Origin of the sequence: Sulfolobus islandicus Y.N.15.51 (genome assembly GCF_000022485.1) — an archaeon.
GTDB lineage: Archaea > Thermoproteota > Thermoprotei_A > Sulfolobales > Sulfolobaceae > Saccharolobus > Saccharolobus islandicus.
Genome location: NC_012623.1, coordinates 2,164,526 through 2,185,188 on the forward strand (window position 1 = coordinate 2,164,526; position 20,663 = coordinate 2,185,188).

Genomic DNA, 20,663 nt, shown 5'->3' on the forward strand with positions numbered 1-20,663 from the left:
TGTGGCTATAAGTTGTGATAGAATATTTGTAGAAGGTGCAACTGAAAAGGTCATTCTTAGTAAGCTAGGTTTTAATGAAGATAATATAGAAGTAAGATATGGAAAGGAAGAGGTGATTAAGGAATTTAAAAAGTACTTGTCTTCCTCTATATCTATCTTGAAAAAGGGAAATGTATGTTTTGTAATAGATGGAGACGAGGAAGGATATAAAGGTGTTTATGATAGACTTAAGAGGGATATAAAAGCACTAGATTATTCTCCACCGTATATAAAAATGTGTAAGGATAACTTATGTTATGTTTTAGTAGTCATAGGCGATAAAAATAATGATTTTAAAGGTTGTATTGAAACAATACTGTTGGAAAAACTAAAGATAGACGAGAAAATTAATGATGTAATACACAGAGTATTAGAATATGAACAACAGAAAGTAGGTCGTCTTTCAATGTGCGATAGAGACAAAATACGTTTTTATTTATCGATATTTTTACTTTCTGGAGAACCTACATTACTTTATCTATCTAAAAGGTTTACAGAAGAATTATTTAGAATAGTTGGAGAGAATGTCATAAGAAATATTATCACCTATTTCATAGAAATCAAATAGAATTACCAAAAAGCTTACGTGAAAAAAGAGAGGTTCACATACCGGCGTAATCCCTTTCTCCTAACTCTTCCATAAGAATTAGCTATTAGTCTGGGTTAAACGTTTAGTCACAGACTTACTGGGAAGTGCCTGCAGCGACTTAAAGCTTTTATCTCGTTAATATAGTATGTCCAACAATCAGTGACGCCTCTTCCTTTCAAGGGACTAGAGCTATGCGATGAAAGCTCCCTATTCATGTGGGGGGCTGAAGGAAAATTTTTGAATAATCTCATATAATAATATAATTAAATAAAAACAACGTTTAGAAGTGATCAAAATAACTATACTATAGTTTTTATATATAATTTATTCACTTCTCATTAGCTTTCGTCATGAAAAGATTAAAGATTGTAGAAACTTTTGTAACTAATAATTATCAAGAAAGCTAAGTACATCTTTTGCTGATTCTAAAATTTTTCTTAGTATGTTTTCATCTATTTTAACATTCTGAGTGCGACCTTTATAGGGATGGCTAGTTAGTGTTACTTTGGTCGGGTTTAAAGTATAATGGTCTACTGCTACACGATAAACATATAAGAGGTATATTTGCGGATCGAGTCCGCTACTGGCTAAGTCTTGAATAAATTGAGTGTGAGGAAAACTATCATTGTTGTAACCCTTACCCTTATTCCCTTTACAAATATTTTTCATTGACCAATAGTTAAATAGAGAGAAATACACTGCGCTAATTATTCTCCTTATAAATACCTCATCTAAACTATTGTTCAAAAGACTCTCAAAATAATTTAACAGTTTATGGGGTTTTAGCTTATTTGCATTGCTTGGTTGCATACTAATACCACTTTACCTGCAATGTCACCTAGACCTTCTCTATTTAGAGTATCTTTAGTATACTTTGCTAGGTACTTCCATTCTTCCCAATCACAATTGTTTATGCGAATTTCTACGAATAATGGTTGCGAGGATTCTACGTCTTCTGTAATACTAATGCTAGAAATATTAATTGGAAATGTATTAATCAGCCATAAGACTATTGATGCTAAACCCCTTAGATCTATAAAATTACTGATACTGTTCACGCAATCCTTATCAATATAAGTTTTCAATATTTCAAGAGCTTCTTTCTTATCAATCATATTAAAAATACTACGGATAGAATTACTATAGGTCTCAGTAGTAGTGGTTATATTATCTGGAATATACTCAGAGGAAATACTGATTTGTGTTGGCTCCAAGTTAGAGTATATAATGAAATTCTCCGTCATGTTTTCTCACCTATTTTGTGCCAGCTTATCTTTGGGGTATATCTTAACGCATATAGAGGCCCTTGTTGCATCTTAAATTGAGTATTTTTAGACGCCATTATCGGTTCTATCTCAAGTCTAATCAAATACTCACCAATTTTCGCATCTTTATAAATTACTTCTTCATAAGCTGAGACTTTATCGTCTATTTCCAATTCTATCCAGCCTTCATTAACTTGTTTACCTGGCTCTAGGATAGGTTTATCCTTGACCTCATTTAGGGCCCTTTCAGAAGGACGCGAAGATATTCCAACGATAAAATTAACATTAAATTCCACACCAAAAGGCGAAGATACTTGCGAAGGTATAACGTCAACAATTGCTGCACGCAAAATAATTATACTACCATCACTGACTTTCGCATAACCTCTAACTGAGTTCCTAAAACTTAAATTATTTAGTAAAGTGCTCATCATAATCAGCTGTCAACAATTTACTATCTACTACAATAATAAAAAGCTATTTCTTATTAATTTAAACGAGATAGTTCTAGGATAACCTAGATTTGAAGTTCACTTACCTAACAGTCATTGCTTTAAAGTCTAACTTAACCTATGTGATAACCAAACAGTTGGGGTTTGGGCTTTATTGAATTTTCATGAATTTGTATCCAATTCTCAGCCCTTGGGCTTCAACAGAGTCACTTCCGTTACCCCTACGCCCCTTTAGCGGGATAACCCCAACCCACACCCGTGAATGTGGGCTGAATCCTTTTTCACGTTGATAGAAATCTTTTTGTCAGTTTATAACGAATTTTTGCTGATAAATGATGATCTCTCACACCGATGTGGGCTATGGTGGAGTGATTGCGGAGATGTGAGCCCCGTGCCGTTGGAGTCCCATGACCCACCTGTGGTTGAGGGCTAAGTCCCTACACTCGATCATGAATGAAGATAAAATGATTGAAATGCAAGTGTAGGGATGAACGGTTTAACAAGAGGTGAATACAACCGTTATCGTGTTAATATGAAAAGTGTTGTTAAAGTTCCTCGCTCAAGATTTTGCTTACATTCTCTTTTAACAACTTATAATTCTCTAATGTTTCATTAAACAACTCTGGATTATCATAAGGTACCTCATGAAACACCCTTATATGGAGTAGATCTTTAGCGATTCTCCATGTTTTATTCAATTTTTCCGCAAGGGCTCTATTCTTAGTTTTCTTATATATTTCATTTATAGCGTGTTGATATGCACATTGTCTGTTCCAGTCTACTTCAATTTTATAGATTTCACTTAGGTGCTTTATTGTTTCCTCCACAACTTTATATATTTTCTCAGCTATCTGCACTATTATCAACAGTTTCTTTATTTCGTTTTCAGTATTATAGAATTCATTTACTAATTTATCTAGTTCATTTAATAATTCTTTTATGAAATTTATCCTAACTTCCTTAGCCATATAAAAAGGTTTTTATCCCTTAACTATTTAAAGATAGCTTAATGAAGGAAAAGAGCCAAACGTCAGAAGTTCTTAGGACATTAGCAATTATTTTGAGTCAGCTGGATTTCGAAAAGAAGATAAAGGGGACTACTGATGCCGAACTCGTTAGAGCAGTTTCTGGGACTATTAAAGATCTTAAGCGGAAGGACAATATTCCCTTCTTGGAAGATATATTATACTTGATAGATCAAGGAAGATTTTCTGAAGCTAGGAGTAAATTGTTAGAATTATCGTATAAGTTATTAGAGTGAGGATAGAAACGGGGGTGAAAGGAAATTATAGTTATTCCAATCCTAATAGAGACCAAGTCCTTATTAAGGGTTGGGGGGACATCTGTTTATTTTGATTATGTATCAGCAGATCTCCCTCAAGCTAAGGTGGTCGTAAACTATAATGGTGTGGATTACCTAATACCTTACATACCCTCAACCTCTTTTAAAGGCTTATTGAGGAGCACTGTTGAGGTGAGTAGGAGAAAATCTGGAAACCCTCCAGCAGATTTTGACAATAAAGTAAAAGAATTCTTATCCGCGTTAAGCGACAAGAGTAAGAAGATTTTTAGGGAGAATTTAGAGAAGGAAGTAGAACTTTTAGCTAACTCTGGCATTATCCCTTATAATTATAAGGACCTAGTGAAAAGAGGTGATGAAGGTTCTTTAAAGGAGGTACTTAGGGTTTACTTTGACGTTAGCGGTTGGAATTCATCTGAGTCGTGTTATTCCACATCAGACCTAGATAGGTGTGAGAACGTTTCGTTAATAGAGGATGAAGATAGGAGGAAGTTCAGAGAATTGTGGAACAGGCTGACTGGGAGGCAACCTATTTGTAGGACTTGTAGACTTTACGGTACCTCAGGTTTAAGGGCATCAGTTAGGTTTAGTAATTTTTACCCGATAGACCCTTTTCCTATACGCATCGATAGACTTACTCACGTTTCAATAGATAGGCGTACGTGGGCTTCATCTCCTCAAAAGTTATATAATGAAGAAGTCATCAGTATGGGTGTTCGTTTTTTAGGATTTGCACTGTTACTTAAAGATGAATATAAGGAAAATATTCTAGATGATCTAAAACTGTTGAGTGATAAGGCGGAGAGGGTTGAGGTCACTTTGGGTGCTAGGGGGAGTGTCGGTTACGGTATGTTTTCCTTAAAGTTTGGGGACTTTGAAGTAGAACTGAGCGATAAGAGTATTTTAGGTAATCTAACCCTGAAATTTAAGGTGAAAGAGGGAGTTGAATATAATGTTACTGAGAAGTTAAAGGTTTTAAATATCTTTTACCCGAGTTATTTGATTTCATCGATAGAGGTGGTAGGAAATCGTGAGGGAGCTAATTAAATGTGAGGAAGTTAATCTAAACCTTAAGTTTAATAGTGAGGAAAGCCTTTTCCATTTTCTATTTCTATTCAAAACTTATCTTAGGTGTAAGTTCAGGGAAAAAAGTATTAGGGAAAAGTACTTTGGTTCTGCGAGAGAGCATTTTATGTCTAGAATCCTTTATACTCCTAAAATAAGGGACTTAGTTATAGAATCTATGGAGGTTTGTATTATAGACAGAGATGCAAGCAATTACGTGATAAATGGTTTGAAGGGAGAAGTCCTTAAACTTTATGAGGTGTTTAGTAAACATGAAATGGAGTATTATGCAAATGAGACCGTAGATTACGTCCCCGATCTTAGAAAATTCTTTAAAAACTGCCTGAGGAGGAAAAAAACGTGGTAAAAAAGTTAGAATTTAAATTAGTACCCGTAATGCCTTATACTCTGTTTAACGGTGATGTAAAGTATAGCATAGGTTATTTGAGTTCTGTTAAGGGGATGTTGAGAACTGCATCAATTTTTGGTTTTAGGACTTTATTCGGAGAGGGTTATTCTTGTGAGGAGTTGTTCGGTAAGACTTGTCCGGAATTGAGTGACGAAGAAAGAAAAAAGTTGAGATTTTTCCCCTGCCCTATATGCAGAACCTACGGAATGACTGGCCTTAGAGGGTGTAAATTTATTGTTACAAATATAAAGGAAGTTATGGGAGGTATCAAGGAAATGAAGTATAGATTCTTATACAGAGGCCCTTATGATCTTAAAGTTTCTAAAGAACCTTTAAGGGTCTCGGTTATTTGCGACGAGACGTTTAAGTGTAATGTGTTTGTAATACTTCTGGGTCTTTATTATATAAACAAGGGAATAATAAGACTCGGTAAGTTTAAATCTAGAGGATTGGGAACATTTAGAGTTGAAATTGAGGGTGATGAATGGAAGAAGTTGATAGAAGACGTCAATGTGTTAAAGGGTCACTTAGAAAAGTGTTTAAGTGAGTAAAAATGCAATTCGATGAGCTAATGAAGAAGTTAGGCTATGAAAATGTAAACCTGGAGGTTATAAAGAATTTATCCCATTTGTTAAAGGATGATAGGTCTAATTTTATCCTCTCCTTTATGAGTAATGACCGTGATAGCCTTGATAAATATGCTGAGAAGATAGATGACATGATAAATAAAATTGACTGTGATGTTAGTGAATCGGAATTAGGGGGGCATGAGGGCTTACTAGTTTATTACATATGCGAGAAATTGAGGAGGAAATATAATGACTTAAAACAGAAGAAATACGAAGTAGTTAGGGAGATATTAGATTCTCTACCACTACTTATTTATCTCCATGATTTATTTAAGGGGCTGAAACTTGGTTCGGGAAAAAATAGAAAAATAGAAAGTGGTCTAAAACAGCTGCTTAAGGATATCTTTGAGGAATATGATAAAATTTCCAGTACTGCAGAGGAGTCTCCAGAACTGATCGGATATGATGAGAAAGTTAAGGAGAATTATCCCGTGGCTATTGTCTCTCCAATCTTCGGTGAAATTAAGGAGATTTATCCCAGGGGAGATACTAAAGATTTTGACGACTACATTTCAAATAAATTAAACGTTACAAGTAGCCCTAAAGAATTAATAGATAAAGAAAAATGGGACGTAATAGCCAAAAGTTTATTACTTAAACCTCAGCGGACGTGGTTCTCCGGAAATGACATAGCGATAATTGCACATTTAAGAGGAGCTTTTTACGCTTATCTACTTTCTAATGGTGCAACCTTAATAAAACTAGAAAACCCCTTCTTTAACACTACGTCGTTAAAGGATCTGTTAGGCTCTTCAAGTATCCTGAGGATATTCTCATATCATTTAAACATGAAAATTTTGGAAAAAATGAAGGTAAGCTTATTATTCTTACCCATAGTGGGCGAGAAGGAAATTAGTATACACGAGTTCAAGGAGATTTTCAACTCACCTTTCATAGAATTATTAACGCCTTTCACTGTTTATACAACGATAGACAGTATGATGCTCCTAATACCTTATAGCATAAAGGGTGAGTTTGAGGAGATAGTAGAGGAGGCCTTTAATGAAACCCTATCCGAAATCTTTAAGGAGTATGTAATTGATAAAAAGGATGAGAATAAGGAGCATATAGAGATTCATTATGATATTATTAAATCCGGCCTTTTAGCGGGGTCTGATGAGCGTGAAAAGGCAAAGCTTTTTAACGAGTTCTTGCTAGCGGAATCCCCAATAACTAAATCGGCTTATGTAGTTCATTATTCAACATATTTACCCTTGTCAGATGATGTTTGTGACAAATGTAAGGTGAGGATGGCTATAGAGGAAGACGAGTTAGAGAAATTAGAGAAAATCGTGAAATTTAGAAATGAGGTCTTAGGTAGAAAAGAGAGATTATGCCACGTGTGTACTGCGGTAAGGTTATCAAGCGTGTTTTTTAGAGAGTATGCAGCTAGCTTAGACGAGGTAGGGAGAGATCTTATATTTATAGCAGTTAAAATTGAGCCTTATGTACCAGAAGGTAAAGTGGATTTTAACAAAATCGTGGATGAAAAATTAGAGATGAAGATCGACGAGCTGAAACAAAAAATAGAACTCATTAGAAGAGAAATGAAGGACGAAGTAATATCACATCTTAAGAAGGAAAACGATGCGATAAATAAAATGCTATCAAAAAATAACGTAAAAAAGGAGGAGTTGATTAAAGCGATGGAAGAGGGATACAAAGGGGAACGTATATCCGAATTCCTTGATCAGTTTGACACAAAAAATAAGAGTGATTACTTAATAACTTTTTGCGCTCTCGCTTTCGAAAAAATTAACGATATTGGAATTTTAAATAATATCTTTAAAGAACTTAAAATTGAAGAGAAAGATGAGCACCAATTAGCCAAACTAATCGACAACATCCAAAAAATCAAAGAGAAATCTTCAACTGGTAATTTGCCTTATAACCTAACTGTTCAAGATTCTATAGATAGGAGATTATCCCAATTAATAGAGTTTTTCCTTTTAATGGAAGAGTTGAAAGAGAAATTACCAGAGGCAGTTGTCCTAGTACCACCATCATCTTTCAATAGTTTTGTTATTTTCGTTATGAACATTGAGAATTTCCGCAAAAATACCGAGAATATAATAAACGTTCTAAATACCTTAAGTAAGAAACCTCACCTGCATTATTATAAACCGATCATACGCGTGTTTATAATAAGGTCGTTATCGGACGTGCCGATGAAAAATATCATAGAACTGATAAGCTCTTTAGACGAGAAGGTAAGTAAGCAAAACGCAGTGGTTTACCTACCAGTATATTTAGGGAGGGGCGTGATGGAGGTCGGTGAACCGACAATTTTAGACAAGTTAGAATTTCCAAACCCAGAAGAACTTGAAGAGTTCCTAAATGCAGTAGTCAAATTAAGTGAGGAGAATAAGTTATTAAATGATAGATTCTTGGAAGATATAAGGAAATATCCTCAAGAAAAATTAAGCGTAGCCAGGTTATTAAAATGAGGTACCTAAGGGTAAAGTTGAGAGTTTATTACGGCTATAAGAAGGAAATTTTGTCCTCTACTACTTTAGCTGGTGCGTTAACGCAATTTTATGCAATAAGCGGTGAAAATAAAGACGTCAACTTTGGTTTTTCAGATTTTACGCTCATAAACAAATTTGTATTTTACCAAAATAGGGTAAACTTAGGTAGAGTGTATTATTCCTCATTCCCCTATCTTCAAAAGTTATATTTATCTAGACATAAGGCTTACGCAGAATATGAGGGGTGTGTTGTTGGGGATATTGAGGAAGGTAGGAATGAGCTCAAAAAATTACTCCTAATCAATTTTTCTGAAGTTGAAGAAGTTAAAGTGGAGGAATCTAAATCGGATCTTTACGCATTAGCAATACCACTAATAAATGTAAATGATGCAAAGACTTTTGGGGATATTGTAAGGATTAGGTTCTTAAGGTTTCATGGTTTAAACGAAATGGAACAACATCCCATCTATGTACTAGAAGGTAAGAATATTAAAAGAACAAAGGAGAAAATAGTAAAGTTAGTAGATGTAAAGTTAACAAGTAAGCCTAAGGAATATAATATATTGTTAGATTTACTTAGCACCATAGAAGGTTTAGATAAGGCTTATATGAAAATGGCTCACGGAGTAGTTGTACCTAAAGAGTGTGTTAAATTATAGCAATGAAAATGTCAGACTTTTCATAGGGATTAATGATTTAATCCCATTCCCTTATCTTATCTTCAACGTGTTCTTTTCCTACGTCTTCTTCAGCAGCCAGCTCTAATAAGGGCGTTCTTATTGAACCTGGGCATACTGCTACACATCTTATAGTAGGCGCGTAGTCTACGGCTGTACTTCTGGTCAGCCCTAAAAGCGCGTGTTTACAGAAAAGGGGGTTGGGGGGCGGAAAGCCTCGCCAGATGGATAGCCCCCTTATAGAAAGTTTAAATCCTTCTTTGCCAAGATTTCATTAATGGCTAGGAGGGGTAATAAAGCGATCAGAGCTACAGTTTCGATGAAGATCGCAGTCTCAGACTCCCTCCTAGTCCTCGTTAATAACTACGTTAAGGCACTCCGTTTCACCCTATTTTGGTTGAAAGAAAACGTTCCAAATCCAAATGAGGATGGGGTGATTTCGAAAGTTCACGAGGAGTTGTACACGAGGTTAAGAGAGGAATATAATTTACCCTCAAAGGTTGCTGAGGATTGTTATAGGGATGCCCTCTCAGTGTACAAGGGTTGGTATAATAATCCTAAGAAGGGTAGGTTTCCAAGAGTATATAAGCCAACAGTTTGGCTAACACCAAAGGCAAGTTATAATGTGGACTTTGAAGCAATGACTGTTAGGATTGCAAGTGTTGGTGAACTCCCAATCTTAGGCTATCCCAGAAACTTGAAGGACTACATGAGTTGGAAGATGAAGGAGGCTAGGTTAGTGATCAGGAATGATAAGGCTTTCCTTAAAGTGGTTTTTGAGAAGAAGAAAGAGAAGGTTGAGCCAAAGGAAAGTATTGCCATAGATATTAATATGAGTGAGATAGTTGTAGGGAAGGACGACGAGCACTACGTTAGGATTCCAACTCGTTTGCATGAGGTTCACCACTGGAAGTCTTTAGCTGAGAACCTACAGAAGAAGTATCCAAGGAGGTGGAGGGAGAATAAGAGGATTTTGTATAGAGTTCGTTCTTTCAATCTAAAGGCTAGGAGGATTATGGAGGACTTTGCTAGGAAGGTTGGGAAGTGGGTTATTGAAATCGCTGAAGATTTTGGTGCCAATGTTATTAAGTTAGAGAACCTAAGGAACCTCATTAAGAATGTTGATAAACTACCTAAAGAGTTTAGGGATAAGTTGTATCTGATGCAGTACCGTCGTTTACAGTATTGGATTTCTTGGCAAGCTAGGAAACACGGAATGATTGTTAAGTTCGTTAACCCCAGATATTCTTCAGTCTCATGTCCAAAATGCGGTAGAAAGATGAGGGAGGTTTCCCATCGTTGGTTTAGGTGTTCATGTGGTTATGAGAATGATCGTGATGTTATTGCAATAGTTAATTTAAACAGGAGGGGGTCTCTGACCCCCTCATCTGCCCACCAAATGAGGGATGTAGCCCCGAACCGATGGTGGGAACGATGAGCCCTCTGGAAGGGAACCCTCGCTCTTCCAGGGCGGAGAGGAAGTCAGTTCAAATGCCTCAACAAAATTCTTTATGTTCGGATATTCCAATTGAACGTTTTGCTGATATAATATCTTCAAAAATTCTTGACCAAACGCAAAATATTTATTTGCAACTTCCCGTTTATTTTTCTTCAGAAATTCAAGTGCATTTTTCCTTATTACCTCCATAACTTCTGCAAGAACAAGATCCGAATATATTGGATCATAGCTCCCAAGTAAGTTAAATAGCTTATTTCTCTTTTCTATAATTATATTAGTATCAACGAGTACTTTCAATTTCACCACTACTTAGAAAGCCAATACAGTTGTTGTGAGAGGTGCTCCTTGTATTTATCCATCGTGAACTCTCCACATACTGGAATAATTTCTTCACCTAAGCCGTTAATCAGAGTCAATGAAAGAACAACGTACTCTACTCTCTTTACCAATCTACAGTCGCTTAGATAAAGGATCTTTGTCTCTCGGTCTACAGGAGTTAGGTTATGCTTTGTTTCTATTTTATATTCCCAACCAAGGTCTTTCATCACTTCTTCCAGGTCTAATGACTTAACGTCAGGTAAAACTATCTCTTCTAAGTCGGAGTCCCTCACGTATTTCAACCAGTCGTCGAATGTGGTAAAATATATTGGATTCCCTTCATTATCATAATCTATACGCAACACTCTGAAAGGTGGAGCATATACACTACTAATAGGATATGAAGATTGTAAATATGTAGTAGTCATTAATAATATATTATTTAGTATTTCAGTTGTAGATCTTAAAGACTCTATCTCGCGCAGCTTTTCTCTAGTCAAGCTTAAGCTAATTTTTCATCACCTCTTACTATCTTCTCTATCTCATTTATTAGACTTTTAATTACATCTACGCTTACTTGCCTATTCCTATAAATTATTTCGACTAAGGATTTCCTCGAGTCGAGAACATAAGGCAAAACATTTATTGACGATAAGTATTCTGACTCTCTTAAGTCGCCTTCGCCACTGTAGTCCAATAACACATAGCCTGCCTTTTTATATTTAGATAATCCGCGTAATTCTACATCCAAGACGTAAATTAACATAACCTCAATTAAATAGTCTATATTTAACAATTTTCCTAGCTCAGATAACTTCAAAATAGCGTCCTCAACTTTCTCATCAGTAGTTTTACCTAATGCTGCCTGCAAAGTAATTTTCTTCTTCTCTGTAAAGGAAACCTCATATATCAGTAATTGCAAGTCATCATAAGTTATGGTAGTAAGAAGGGAAGAAGGAACAGGGACATTAGGATACAACGACTCACTTACAGAAATTAAAGGCAATTTTAGGTTTACTTTATCATTAGACAGTACCTTCAAAATCGCATCCTTACTAGAATTAGTAATAAGCGAGACGGAAGCGTAACGAAACTCAGTCATAATTAAAGTTTAGAGTCAATTCTAATAAAGGTTAATTAATAATTGGATCCTAGTGTCGCCATTTTAAATGAATTTGCCTTTACAAAAGATTGAAAGCCTCGAGAATGGGGGTCGGACTTTCATTGAGGTTTCATGAATTTGTATTCAACCTCTCGTCCTCATTCCCCTTATTTCCCTCCCCATGCCGTCTACGGGAGCGGTACTTAAACCACTCCCTTCAAGGACATGGGGAGTTTCATTGGGCACCTTCCTCCCCCTCACATTGCTCATCGAGTTCATAGTGGCACCCTCCGATTAATTTTTGTAAGTAAAGCTTATAAGCTTTACTTTAAATAATCAATCATGGTTCAAGTTACATTCCATTCAAAAATATTCTCAATGGGCCATGACAAATACGGAGATCCAAAATACGCAATATACGTTCCTAAAAGCATTCATGAGAAGATTAAGGGCTTGTTGGAAAAGGAGGTGATAGTAATTGTCATCCTACCAGATGATGAGGAATAGGATTATCTGTTCTAGGGAAGCCCTCGAAAACTTCCAATTCGTTACAATAAACGGTAAGGTAATTTTTGAAGATAAGGATAAGATAGTTAGAATTGCTAGGGCTTACTCACAAGTAGTTAAGAGTGCTATTAGGCCATTGTTTGATGGGAAGAGTATTGATGAGTTAACCAAGGAGTTTTACAACATCTTACCAAACTACATTTACCTAGAAACTGCTTTAAAGCAAGCTAAGACAATTGTTGATGGTTTGTTGGATAGAGAGAAGGATAAGATTTTGCACGCTAAGATTAAGAGGTTCTGGTTTGGTAGTAGGGGTAACAAAAGTGATAAAGGTAATAGGAATGTGAAGTTCCACGTTTTTCAAGACCACGTTGAAGTTAAAGTTAAAGACCCATGGGGTAAGTGGGTTCACGGGAAGGCATATTTTGGCAAGGAGTACTTACCATTACTCCATGAGTTGGAGGAATTAGCAGAAAGGAAGGAGGAGGGTTACGGTGCTGTAGTAAGTTTCAAGCATTACCCTATGATCCACCTCCAAATCCCACTCTGGTTGTACTTAAAGCACTTCTCTTCGCCGAAACCCAATGGTTACGGTTTGGTTGCTGGTTTCGATTTAAATAGTGATAGGTTGAACGTTGTTGTAGTTAATAAGGATGGTAAAGTTGTTACTAAAAAGACGTGGTGGTATTCAGATGTTACTAGACCAGGTTTTCCTAAAGGGAAAGCTATGGCTTTGCGTTTGAATGCTCTTTCACAAGCTCTTAATTTCCTATCAAGGGTTGGCGTTGATTACGTTGCTTTTGAGGACTTGTTCCTAGTTAAGAAGAGGAGGTTCACTAGGAGTAGGAGTGGTAATAGGAAGGTTTCACGTTTCGCTAAGAAGCAATTGCTAACTCACGGTGTTGTTAAAGCACTTAGGTTGGGTTTTAACGTTGTGTTAGTTAATCCTAAGGGTACTACAAACTCTGAGGATCACGATAGGATAATGAGGGAGAAGGGTTTTGATAGGCATACAGCCTCAGCTTACTTAATAGCCTTAAAAGGATTAGGAATGTTAAATGATATCAAATGACATAAAATTCACGGTTTATCGGAAACTGTTGACAACGGCAAAATACCTTCAGATCCCCGTACGAGAATTAAGTTAGGCAAAGTATCTTTTAACTCATGTTGTTTAATTCTTGGAAAATTTATTATTGCGGGATTTAGTAGAGTATCATATGAGGCTTGAGGAGCTGTATAATGTACAATCATTAGATGAGTGGGAGCTTCTTATGGATGAGGCTATTAAGAATAAGGACAAGGTTGCTATTTTAGTACTTACTGATTATTTGAGGTGGATTCCTAAAGATTTTTCTCCTAAATTCCCGAATGTAAGGGAATACATGCAGCACGTTAAATACCTAATTGATAATTGTAATGATTTGGTGGAGGATTGGCTGAATATTCATTCCTGTGAGGAATTAAGAGAATCGTGTAATTTTAATATTGAAGGGAAGAGAAGCTCCTTTATTCCAATAGATGATAAGGAATTAATACGTTACATAGCTAAAGGGTGTGGAATCTTTTGGCTAGTATGAAGTTCTCTCCATCTATATGGATACCAGTTTTACAAAAGTTCTATAAGTCCTTAGAGATACCAGTAGTCATTTATGGGTCTCAAATAATATATGTAAACTTAGGAATAGCATTTGAGAGTAAGGATATAGACTTACTCATATATGACGTTTATCCGCACACTGTTTTCGTTAATGCGTATAGGAAGGCATTTAGTGAGGAAAACGTAAGAATAGAAGTTTTTGTTAAAAATAGAGAAACAATTTATCACTTATTTACCAAATACGGAGTTTCAATAGAGATTTTTGCTCCACCTAAAGAGGAGTCGCCGTTAACTCTATTTGCTGACGAGATTTTATTTAAGGAAAGAGACGGTATATCATACTGGACATTAAGTTTGGAAGCGTACGCTGTGATTCAAGCCAATAGAAAGGAAGGTATAAGAGATATTGATCTGACTTCCTTCCCGACCTGGAAGGGCGAGGGTTCCCCTCATCGATTCGGGTTTACATCTCTCATTTGAGGGGCAGTCGAGAGGGTCAGAGACCCCCTCCCATTAAGATTCGTGATTGCAATAACGTCACGATCATTCTCATAACCGCAAGAACATTTAAACCAACGATGAGAAACCTCCTTCATCTTTTGCCCGCATTTTGGGCAAGAGACTGATGAATAACTGGGATTAATAAACTCAATAACCATTCCGTGTTTCCTAGCCTGCCAGGAAATCCAATACTGCAGACGGTGGTACTGCATTAAGTACAGTTTATCCCTAAACTCTCTTGGCAGTCTATCCACGCTCTTGATAAGGTTCTTAAGCCTCTCCAATTTGATAACGTTAACACCCATTCTCTTTGCTACATCAACAACCCACTTCCCAACCTTCCTAGCAAAATCCTCCAAAATCCTCCTAGCCTTTTGGTGGAAGGAGTGAATCCCTGTGAAGGATCCTCTTATTTTCCCTTCACCTCTCAATTTATGTACGGTTGTTAATGACAACATTATGCTCAAAACAAATTAATACCTAATAGTATATAATAGGAATTATGGAAGAGTGGGGATTTAGCCAATCCGGTTCTCAGATTTCCACGAATTTTAAGCTCTTATCATTCTCTAGCGCTCCTTTTCAAGTGCTAGTAGATAATGATTTCGGTAATCTTATAGTTGAATTCAAGAGAAGTGTTGAGAAAAGCTTTGAAGGTGAGGCTTTTGTTACTATTGGAGTTGACGAGAACGGTAGAATAGCTTATATCTCAATAGAGCCGTTGGATAAAGATCTAAAAGAAGGTATAAAGGGAATTAAAAATGAGTGAAGTCCTAAATTATGCATTACAAGAAATTCAGGAGGGGAAGTACAAGATAGAAACTGATGAGGAAAACCTAGAGCTAATTCTCCACCCTGTTTTGCTTAAAGTGTTCAAGAAGGATGATAAATACTCTTTCGTGGTTCAGAACATTATATCTGTGAATACTGATAAACCAAGATTTGGCCCTCTTTGCTCTAGCAACACTTTAAATTCTAGACCGGCTAAGATTAGGAAGACAGAGGTTTTAAAAGAGCCTAAGATCGTGTTGAAAATGGATGAGAAAATTTTCAACATTATAATAAATGTTACTAATATTTCAATTTATCCAGATTATAGGGATTCATTTGGCTCACCATGCGTGATGGTCTCAACGGTGGTCCTATATTAAATGTGAATTTACGAGACATGCTCAAGAAAGGCTAAGACTTAGATTATAAGAACTAAGCAAAAATTACGGGATAGAAATAGTAGGTGAAATTCAGAGAGTAATTGACGAATTTTGCAAAGCTGAAAAGATAGCTGCTAAAAAACTTAATGATGAGGAAAGTTATTGCAAAAAATTAAGCTTTAATTGTTTATATCTTATCATGGTTTTTGTACAGTTTGATAAAAGAAGAATTATTACATTATTTCCTACTAATAAACCATCAACGATAAAGAAATTTTGTTAACTTTACCGAAAGGCTATAATATGTATTTATTATCTAACACTGTGGCTTAGCTGACTTCCTTATATAGAACATAGTTATTCATCAGTCTCATGTCCTAAATGCGGCAGGAAGATGGTTGAGGTTTCTCGTCGTAGGTTTAAGTGCGCTTGTAATTATGAAAACGATCGTGACGTAATTGCAGTGGTTAATGGGAGGGAGTTCTGACCCTCTCAACTGCCCCTCAGATGTAGTCCCGAATCGATCAGGAGACCATCGTTAACGAGGAGGAAGTCAGTTCCTCTTAGTTTACAATCAATTATTCTAACCTTGCAGAAATAAAGTTAATTACAAGGGAACATGAATCACTATCTGGAGCTATCACAAAGCATGTTGCTTAAATCTCTCAACCGCCATTGAAAGTGCGGTGGAAAAGTATATTTAGTAGAAAAGTATACTTTAATTTATGGTAACTACAATAAAAGTTAAGGACAAAACCAAGCTCGATCTTGAGAATTTAAGGGCTGAGATCTTGCTGAAGTCGAATACTAAGCTAACTTTGGAGGAACTGCAAGATTATCTCATATCCTTTGCCATTGATAATAAGGAGTCGTTTTTTGATTATATGATGAAGAAGTTTAAAAGGAAAAATTACGAGAAAATGAAGGAAGCTATAAAAGATTGGGGTATTGATACTAGTAATATTGACGTCGACAGTGTAATATATGATAATCCTTGACACGAGCTTCCTAATAGCTTTTTATAATAAGAGGGATTCCAGACACGAAAAAGCCCTGAAGATCTTCGACGAGATAACTAACGACAAGCTAGTAATTTCAGACTATATCTTTGACGAGATAGTGACATTTTTAAGGGCTAAGGTTCCGTGGATAGCCATAGAGGTGGGTGAGAATATTTTAGAGAACTTGGACATTATAAGAGTTAATGATGAGGACTTTAGAACAGCGTGGGAACTGTTCAACAAGTTTAATAAATTAAGTTTTACCGATTGTACTACCTTATCCCTCTCGAAGAGGCTAAAAATTAAGAGGCTAATGACTTTTGATCAAGCATTGTCGAATGCGTTTGCAGAAATTAACAAAAAATGACTGATCAAAAAACTACCTTATGACTGTACGCGTGTTGTCTTAACGACATTACTATGATCTTTATGAATTACTTCAATTTTTATCACGGTTTACGTTAAACCTACTTTTAAATCGACGCTTGATTTCAAATTTAAGGAAAATCGATGAGCTTAGTGTCTAAAAAATTGAACTAGTTCACAAAACGCACTTCTATGATCTTTTTAACAGTTTGAGTCAAAGTCGTGATTAATAACGTCAAATTCGAAAGTTTTAAAGTTTTTTACTACCTTTACTCTTGATGCCATTTGAATTTGAGGAACTAGGCTTAGGTGTGATTTTAATAAAGCCTAAAGCATTTCCAGATAATAGGGGTTATTTTAAGGAAATATTTAAGGAATCCGAATTTAGGAAAATGAATATTCCTACTCCTCTACAAGCTAACGTTTCATTTTCTAAACCTGGAGTCGTAAGGGGTTTGCATTACCAATTACCGCCGAAAGAACAAGGTAAGATAGTTACAGTAATGAAGGGAAGAATAATAGACGTAGCAGTAGATATAAGGAAGAAATCTAAAAGCTTTGGTAAGTACGTTTATGCCGAACTAAATGAGGATAACCATTACATGTTATGGATACCACCTGGATTTGCACACGGCTTCCAAGCACTAGAAGACTCTACGGTGTTATATTTCGTAACACATAATGAGTATTCGTCATACCACGAGAGGTGCATAAATTACACAATGATAGACTGGCCGATAAAAAGTGTAATAGTCAGCGAAAAAGATGCAAAATGCCCACCATTAGAGAGAGCTGAGGTATTTGAGGATTGGTGATGGAAACGACTTGAAATTGTGACGTAAATAGTTTTTACTGCTCACACCACTAAGCTCTGAGCCAGATTAGTGGTTAGTTCAGTTACACTACCGTAACCAAAACCCTTATTATTTCTATTTTAAATCATTTTATATCATGGGAATATTAATAACTGGCGCATCTGGACAGTTAGGCTTTGAGCTTTCTGAGGTTTTAAAAGGTGACATTGTTAAGGTATACAACACGATGGAAGTGCAGGGCGGTTATAAGCTAGATTTAACCAATTACTCGGCAGTGGAAGACTTCATTATTAAAAAGAGGCCGGACGTTATAATAAACACAAGCCTCATTGACCGACGTGGATAAGTGTGAAGTAGAAAGGAGTTTAGCCTTTAAGGTAAATGCTGAGGCAGTGAAACACATTGTTAGGGCTTCCCGCGTTGTAGAAGCTTACCTAATTCACATAAGCACTGATTACGTATTTGACGGTAAAAAGGGACTTTATAAGGAAGAGGACTTGCCAAATCCTATCAACTACTACGGCTTAACCAAACTTCTTGGCGAAACTTACGCATTATCTTACGATGATAGCCTCGTTATAAGGACTTCTGGAGTTTTTAGGCATAAAGGTTTTCCCATTTACGTTTATAAGACGTTGAAAGAAGGTAAGGAGGTTTCCGCATTTAAGGGGTACTATTCACCAATTTCTGCTAGAAAATTAGCTGAGGCTATTTCCGAATTAATCGAGTATAGGAAAACAGGGATATTGAACGTTGCGAGCGAGAGAGTTTCTAGAGTAGATTTGGCAATGAAGATTAAGGAGAAGTTTAATCTAGGCGGTAGCGTAAAGGAAGTTGATGAGGTTAAAGGTTGGATTGCGAAGAGGCCCTTTGACTCCTCTTTAGACATTTCTAAAGCTAAGAAGTTACTTTCTACCGACTTTTATTCCTTAGATGAGAATTTGCGTTATATGGTGGTTTGATTGCAGGCCGTAATTTTACACGGCGGTCAAGGGACTAGGTTAAGGCCTCTAACGCATACCGGGCCTAAACAGTTGATAAAGATTGCAGGAAAGCCCGTTTCACAATGGGTTTTAGAACAGATAAGAGATGCGGGTATAAAGGATATTATAATAATCTTGGGAGATAATAATCCGAATAAGGTTGTAGAGTATTACGGTGACGGCTCACGTTTCGGAGTTAACATAACTTACGTATATCAAGGCAAAGCTAGAGGATTGGCCGACGCGGTATATAAAGTGAAGGACGTGATAACGGAAGATAGGTTTCTGGTTTATTTAGGGGACAACATAGTTCCTTATGACAACCTCCCCTCTTTCCTTTCCTTCAAGGGCTCGGCTTCAATACTTTTGGCAAAGGTTGACAATCCCAACCGTTTCGGAGTTGCGATAATAAAAGATGGTAAAGTGATTAGGCTAGTGGAAAAACCGAAAGAGAAAATTTCCGATTTAGCTTTAGTTGGTGTTTACGCTTTTACTAGGGAGATATTTGAGGTGATAGAAAATCTAAAGCCATCATGGAGGGGTGAGTTAGAAATAACTGATGCAATACAAGGATTGATTGACAGAGGTAGGGAAGTTGAGTATAAGATAATTGATGGCTGGTGGAAGGATACTGGGACACCTAAGGACATATTGGAGGCTAATTCTTTCCTTTTGGATAAATACGCTGAGAGAAAGATAGAAGGAGAGGTTAGGAAATCATCAATTGACGGCAGGGTATTTATAGAAAAAGAAGCGTTAATTGAGAACTCAACTATTAGGGGGCCAGCTTATATAGGAAAGGGGAGTAAGATAATAAACTCCTACATAGGCCCATTTACTTCAATAGGGGATAACTGTGTGATCGAGAATAGTGAGATAGAATACAGCGTAATTTTAGATAACGTAAGGGTGGAAGGTGTATCCATGATGGATTCTTTGATAGGTAATAATTCAAGCGTAATAAAGGGAAAGAAATGGGTTAAGTTAATAATAGGGGAGAACTCAAGGGTTGAAATATGAAGATTGCAGTTTTAGGAGGGGCCGGATTTATAGGCTCTGCCTTTGTAAGGGAGTTGAATAAGAGGGGGATTAGGCCAATAGTTATAGACCTCTTAACTTACGCCGGCAGGGTTGAGAACTTAAAGGACACCGATCACGAATTTATTAAAGCTGATATAAGGGATCAGAAACTCCATGATATTTTGAGGGAACATAAGGTAGAAGTTGTAATTAATTTCGCAGCTGAATCTCACGTTGATAGGTCTATTTATAAACCTCAAGATTTCGTGACTACGAATGTCTTAGGGACGATAAACGTTTTAGAAGCTGCTAGGCGTTTTAATTTTAATTACGTTCACATATCAACGGACGAAGTTTACGGTGAGGAGTGTGGTGATGAGAATTCTCCTCTTAATCCATCATCACCTTATAGCGCTTCTAAGGCTTCAGCAGACTTATTCGTTAAGTCTTACGTAAGGACTTATAACGTTAAGGCTATTATCGTTAGGCCTTCTAATAATTATGGGCCTAGGCAGTTCCCTGAGAAGTTCATTCCGAAAATTATTATTAGGACTTTGCTCGGTTTACACGTTCCAATTTACGGTGATGGTAAACAAGAGAGGGATTGGATATTCGTGGAGGATACTGCAAGGATAATAGTTGACTTACTAGACGAGGCTGAATGGAGAGGAGAAGTTTATAATATCCCAAGGAGGCAGAGGGTTAGTAATCTTGAGTTGGTTAAGTTATTAAGTGAGGTTATGGATAAAGAGGTTAAGATTAAGTTCGTTTCTGATAGGCCAGGGCATGATAGGAGATATTGTATGAGTACTAGGCTTTCTTATGAGGTTACTCCTTTAAAGGAGGGTTTGAGGAGGACTTATGAATGGTATATTAGTAATGAGTGGTGGTGGAGGCCATTGATCGACGATAAGTTCTTTAAGGAAGATGAACCGTGGCGTCAGTAG

General features: G+C 36.5%; 27 protein-coding genes and 3 pseudogenes. 21 read left to right on the top strand and 9 right to left on the bottom strand.

Going from position 1 to position 20,663, the window contains the following annotated elements; genetic code table 11:
* The first annotated feature begins 1 nt into the window (after position 1).
* Positions 2-607: a hypothetical protein gene (locus YN1551_RS11670; RefSeq protein ID WP_048052499.1), complete on the top strand. Its 606-nt coding sequence runs from the start codon at positions 2-4 to the stop codon at positions 605-607.
* 405 nt (positions 608-1,012) lie between these two features.
* Here the strand turns inward: YN1551_RS11670 and YN1551_RS11675 are convergent, their stop codons facing one another.
* The 4 genes from YN1551_RS11675 to YN1551_RS11690 form a co-directional block, all read right to left on the bottom strand.
* Complete coding sequence (locus YN1551_RS11675) at positions 1,013-1,438, bottom strand: hypothetical protein (RefSeq protein ID WP_012717930.1); 426 nt, start codon at positions 1,436-1,438, stop codon at positions 1,013-1,015.
* On the bottom strand, positions 1,411-1,872 hold the full coding sequence (locus tag YN1551_RS11680; RefSeq protein ID WP_012717931.1) for a hypothetical protein: 462 nt from the start codon (positions 1,870-1,872) through the stop codon (positions 1,411-1,413). The genes YN1551_RS11675 and YN1551_RS11680 overlap by 28 nt, the downstream gene beginning before the upstream one ends.
* Positions 1,869-2,324 (bottom strand): hypothetical protein, encoded by a 456-nt coding sequence (locus tag YN1551_RS11685; protein ID WP_238527834.1) that lies wholly within the window; start codon positions 2,322-2,324, stop codon positions 1,869-1,871. Before YN1551_RS11685 ends, YN1551_RS11680 begins: the two co-directional genes overlap by 4 nt.
* A 566-nt stretch (positions 2,325-2,890) precedes the next feature.
* Complete coding sequence (locus tag YN1551_RS11690) at positions 2,891-3,313, bottom strand: hypothetical protein (protein ID WP_012717933.1); 423 nt, start codon at positions 3,311-3,313, stop codon at positions 2,891-2,893.
* A 41-nt stretch (positions 3,314-3,354) separates the two neighbouring features.
* Here YN1551_RS11690 and YN1551_RS11695 point away from each other — a divergent pair, with 41 nt between their 5' ends.
* Genes YN1551_RS11695 through YN1551_RS11720 form a run of 6 tightly spaced genes read left to right on the top strand, consistent with a single transcriptional unit; the run spans position 3,355 to position 8,875 of the window.
* Positions 3,355-3,606 carry a hypothetical protein gene (locus YN1551_RS11695; RefSeq protein WP_012717934.1) on the top strand — a complete coding sequence of 84 codons (252 nt, stop codon included), beginning with the start codon at positions 3,355-3,357 and terminating at the stop codon, positions 3,604-3,606.
* Positions 3,607-3,651: 45 nt separating this feature from the next.
* Complete coding sequence (locus tag YN1551_RS11700) at positions 3,652-4,692, top strand: RAMP superfamily CRISPR-associated protein (protein ID WP_080513587.1); 1,041 nt, start codon at positions 3,652-3,654, stop codon at positions 4,690-4,692.
* On the top strand, positions 4,676-5,077 hold the full coding sequence (gene csx26 / locus YN1551_RS11705) for a type III-G CRISPR-associated protein Csx26 (RefSeq protein ID WP_012717936.1): 402 nt from the start codon (positions 4,676-4,678) through the stop codon (positions 5,075-5,077). Before YN1551_RS11700 ends, csx26 begins: the two co-directional genes overlap by 17 nt.
* Positions 5,071-5,670, top strand: a complete 600-nt coding sequence (locus tag YN1551_RS11710) for a hypothetical protein (RefSeq protein WP_012717937.1) — start codon at positions 5,071-5,073, stop codon at positions 5,668-5,670. The genes csx26 and YN1551_RS11710 overlap by 7 nt, the downstream gene beginning before the upstream one ends.
* Before the next feature lie 2 nt (positions 5,671-5,672).
* Positions 5,673-8,195 carry a hypothetical protein gene (locus YN1551_RS11715; RefSeq protein ID WP_012717938.1) on the top strand — a complete coding sequence of 841 codons (2,523 nt, stop codon included), beginning with the start codon at positions 5,673-5,675 and terminating at the stop codon, positions 8,193-8,195.
* Entirely contained in the window at positions 8,192-8,875 is a 684-nt protein-coding gene (locus YN1551_RS11720; RefSeq protein ID WP_012717939.1) for a hypothetical protein, read from the top strand. The genes YN1551_RS11715 and YN1551_RS11720 overlap by 4 nt, the downstream gene beginning before the upstream one ends.
* A 37-nt stretch (positions 8,876-8,912) precedes the next feature.
* Here the strand turns inward: YN1551_RS11720 and YN1551_RS17900 are convergent, their stop codons facing one another.
* Positions 8,913-9,134, bottom strand: coding sequence for an SDR family oxidoreductase (locus tag YN1551_RS17900; protein ID WP_338107614.1), 222 nt, complete (start codon positions 9,132-9,134; stop codon positions 8,913-8,915).
* Positions 9,135-9,170: 36 nt separating this feature from the next.
* On the opposite strand from YN1551_RS17900, the gene YN1551_RS11725 reads away from it, so the two are divergent.
* Positions 9,171-10,331, top strand: coding sequence for an RNA-guided endonuclease TnpB family protein (locus YN1551_RS11725; protein WP_012717940.1), 1,161 nt, complete (start codon positions 9,171-9,173; stop codon positions 10,329-10,331).
* Here the strand turns inward: YN1551_RS11725 and YN1551_RS16150 are convergent.
* From YN1551_RS16150 to YN1551_RS11735, 3 genes are all read right to left on the bottom strand, one after another.
* Positions 10,278-10,655 (bottom strand): hypothetical protein, encoded by a 378-nt coding sequence (locus YN1551_RS16150; RefSeq protein ID WP_238527835.1) that lies wholly within the window; start codon positions 10,653-10,655, stop codon positions 10,278-10,280. The two genes, YN1551_RS11725 and YN1551_RS16150, sit on opposite strands and share 54 nt — an antisense overlap.
* A 2-nt stretch (positions 10,656-10,657) precedes the next feature.
* Entirely contained in the window at positions 10,658-11,035 is a 378-nt protein-coding gene (locus YN1551_RS11730) for a hypothetical protein (protein WP_238527836.1), read from the bottom strand.
* 137 nt (positions 11,036-11,172) lie between these two features.
* Entirely contained in the window at positions 11,173-11,772 is a 600-nt protein-coding gene (locus tag YN1551_RS11735; RefSeq protein WP_012717942.1) for a hypothetical protein, read from the bottom strand.
* Positions 11,773-12,114: 342 nt separating this feature from the next.
* On the opposite strand from YN1551_RS11735, the gene YN1551_RS17145 reads away from it, so the two are divergent.
* The 4 genes from YN1551_RS17145 to YN1551_RS11750 all read left to right on the top strand — a co-directional run bounded on the left by YN1551_RS17145 (position 12,115) and on the right by YN1551_RS11750 (position 14,359).
* Positions 12,115-12,279 carry a hypothetical protein gene (locus YN1551_RS17145; protein ID WP_012715820.1) on the top strand — a complete coding sequence of 55 codons (165 nt, stop codon included), beginning with the start codon at positions 12,115-12,117 and terminating at the stop codon, positions 12,277-12,279.
* Positions 12,266-13,351: a hypothetical protein gene (locus YN1551_RS11740; protein WP_048052367.1), complete on the top strand. Its 1,086-nt coding sequence runs from the start codon at positions 12,266-12,268 to the stop codon at positions 13,349-13,351. Before YN1551_RS17145 ends, YN1551_RS11740 begins: the two co-directional genes overlap by 14 nt.
* Before the next feature lie 148 nt (positions 13,352-13,499).
* Entirely contained in the window at positions 13,500-13,859 is a 360-nt protein-coding gene (locus tag YN1551_RS11745) for a hypothetical protein (protein ID WP_238526066.1), read from the top strand.
* On the top strand, positions 13,856-14,359 hold the full coding sequence (locus tag YN1551_RS11750; RefSeq protein ID WP_012715766.1) for a hypothetical protein: 504 nt from the start codon (positions 13,856-13,858) through the stop codon (positions 14,357-14,359). Before YN1551_RS11745 ends, YN1551_RS11750 begins: the two co-directional genes overlap by 4 nt.
* Here YN1551_RS11750 and YN1551_RS11755 read toward each other — a convergent pair.
* Positions 14,329-14,800: pseudogene (locus YN1551_RS11755) on the bottom strand (IS200/IS605 family accessory protein TnpB-related protein); the annotation flags it as partial. The gene YN1551_RS11750 and the pseudogene YN1551_RS11755 overlap by 31 nt on opposite strands.
* A gap of 82 nt (positions 14,801-14,882) precedes the next feature.
* Here YN1551_RS11755 and YN1551_RS11760 point away from each other — a divergent pair.
* The 9 genes and pseudogenes from YN1551_RS11760 to YN1551_RS11795 all read left to right on the top strand — a co-directional run bounded on the left by YN1551_RS11760 (position 14,883) and on the right by YN1551_RS11795 (position 20,663).
* The gene (locus tag YN1551_RS11760; RefSeq protein WP_012715768.1) at positions 14,883-15,149 is read left to right on the top strand and encodes a hypothetical protein; all 267 of its coding nucleotides are present in this window, start codon (positions 14,883-14,885) and stop codon (positions 15,147-15,149) included.
* Complete coding sequence (locus YN1551_RS11765) at positions 15,142-15,531, top strand: hypothetical protein (RefSeq protein ID WP_012715769.1); 390 nt, start codon at positions 15,142-15,144, stop codon at positions 15,529-15,531. The genes YN1551_RS11760 and YN1551_RS11765 overlap by 8 nt, the downstream gene beginning before the upstream one ends.
* A gap of 343 nt (positions 15,532-15,874) precedes the next feature.
* Positions 15,875-16,044 (top strand): annotated as a pseudogene (locus tag YN1551_RS16160) (zinc ribbon domain-containing protein); the annotation flags it as partial.
* A gap of 212 nt (positions 16,045-16,256) precedes the next feature.
* The gene (locus tag YN1551_RS11770) at positions 16,257-16,529 is read left to right on the top strand and encodes a hypothetical protein (protein ID WP_012713077.1); all 273 of its coding nucleotides are present in this window, start codon (positions 16,257-16,259) and stop codon (positions 16,527-16,529) included.
* Complete coding sequence (locus YN1551_RS11775) at positions 16,516-16,899, top strand: type II toxin-antitoxin system VapC family toxin (RefSeq protein ID WP_012715783.1); 384 nt, start codon at positions 16,516-16,518, stop codon at positions 16,897-16,899. The genes YN1551_RS11770 and YN1551_RS11775 overlap by 14 nt, the downstream gene beginning before the upstream one ends.
* Positions 16,900-17,176: 277 nt before the next feature.
* Positions 17,177-17,713 (top strand): dTDP-4-dehydrorhamnose 3,5-epimerase, encoded by a 537-nt coding sequence (gene rfbC / locus YN1551_RS11780; protein WP_012715782.1) that lies wholly within the window; start codon positions 17,177-17,179, stop codon positions 17,711-17,713.
* A gap of 136 nt (positions 17,714-17,849) precedes the next feature.
* Positions 17,850-18,675 (top strand): annotated as a pseudogene (locus YN1551_RS11785) (SDR family oxidoreductase).
* Entirely contained in the window at positions 18,676-19,716 is a 1,041-nt protein-coding gene (locus tag YN1551_RS11790) for a glucose-1-phosphate thymidylyltransferase (protein WP_012717945.1), read from the top strand.
* The gene (locus YN1551_RS11795; RefSeq protein WP_012715779.1) at positions 19,713-20,663 is read left to right on the top strand and encodes a dTDP-glucose 4,6-dehydratase; all 951 of its coding nucleotides are present in this window, start codon (positions 19,713-19,715) and stop codon (positions 20,661-20,663) included. Before YN1551_RS11790 ends, YN1551_RS11795 begins: the two co-directional genes overlap by 4 nt.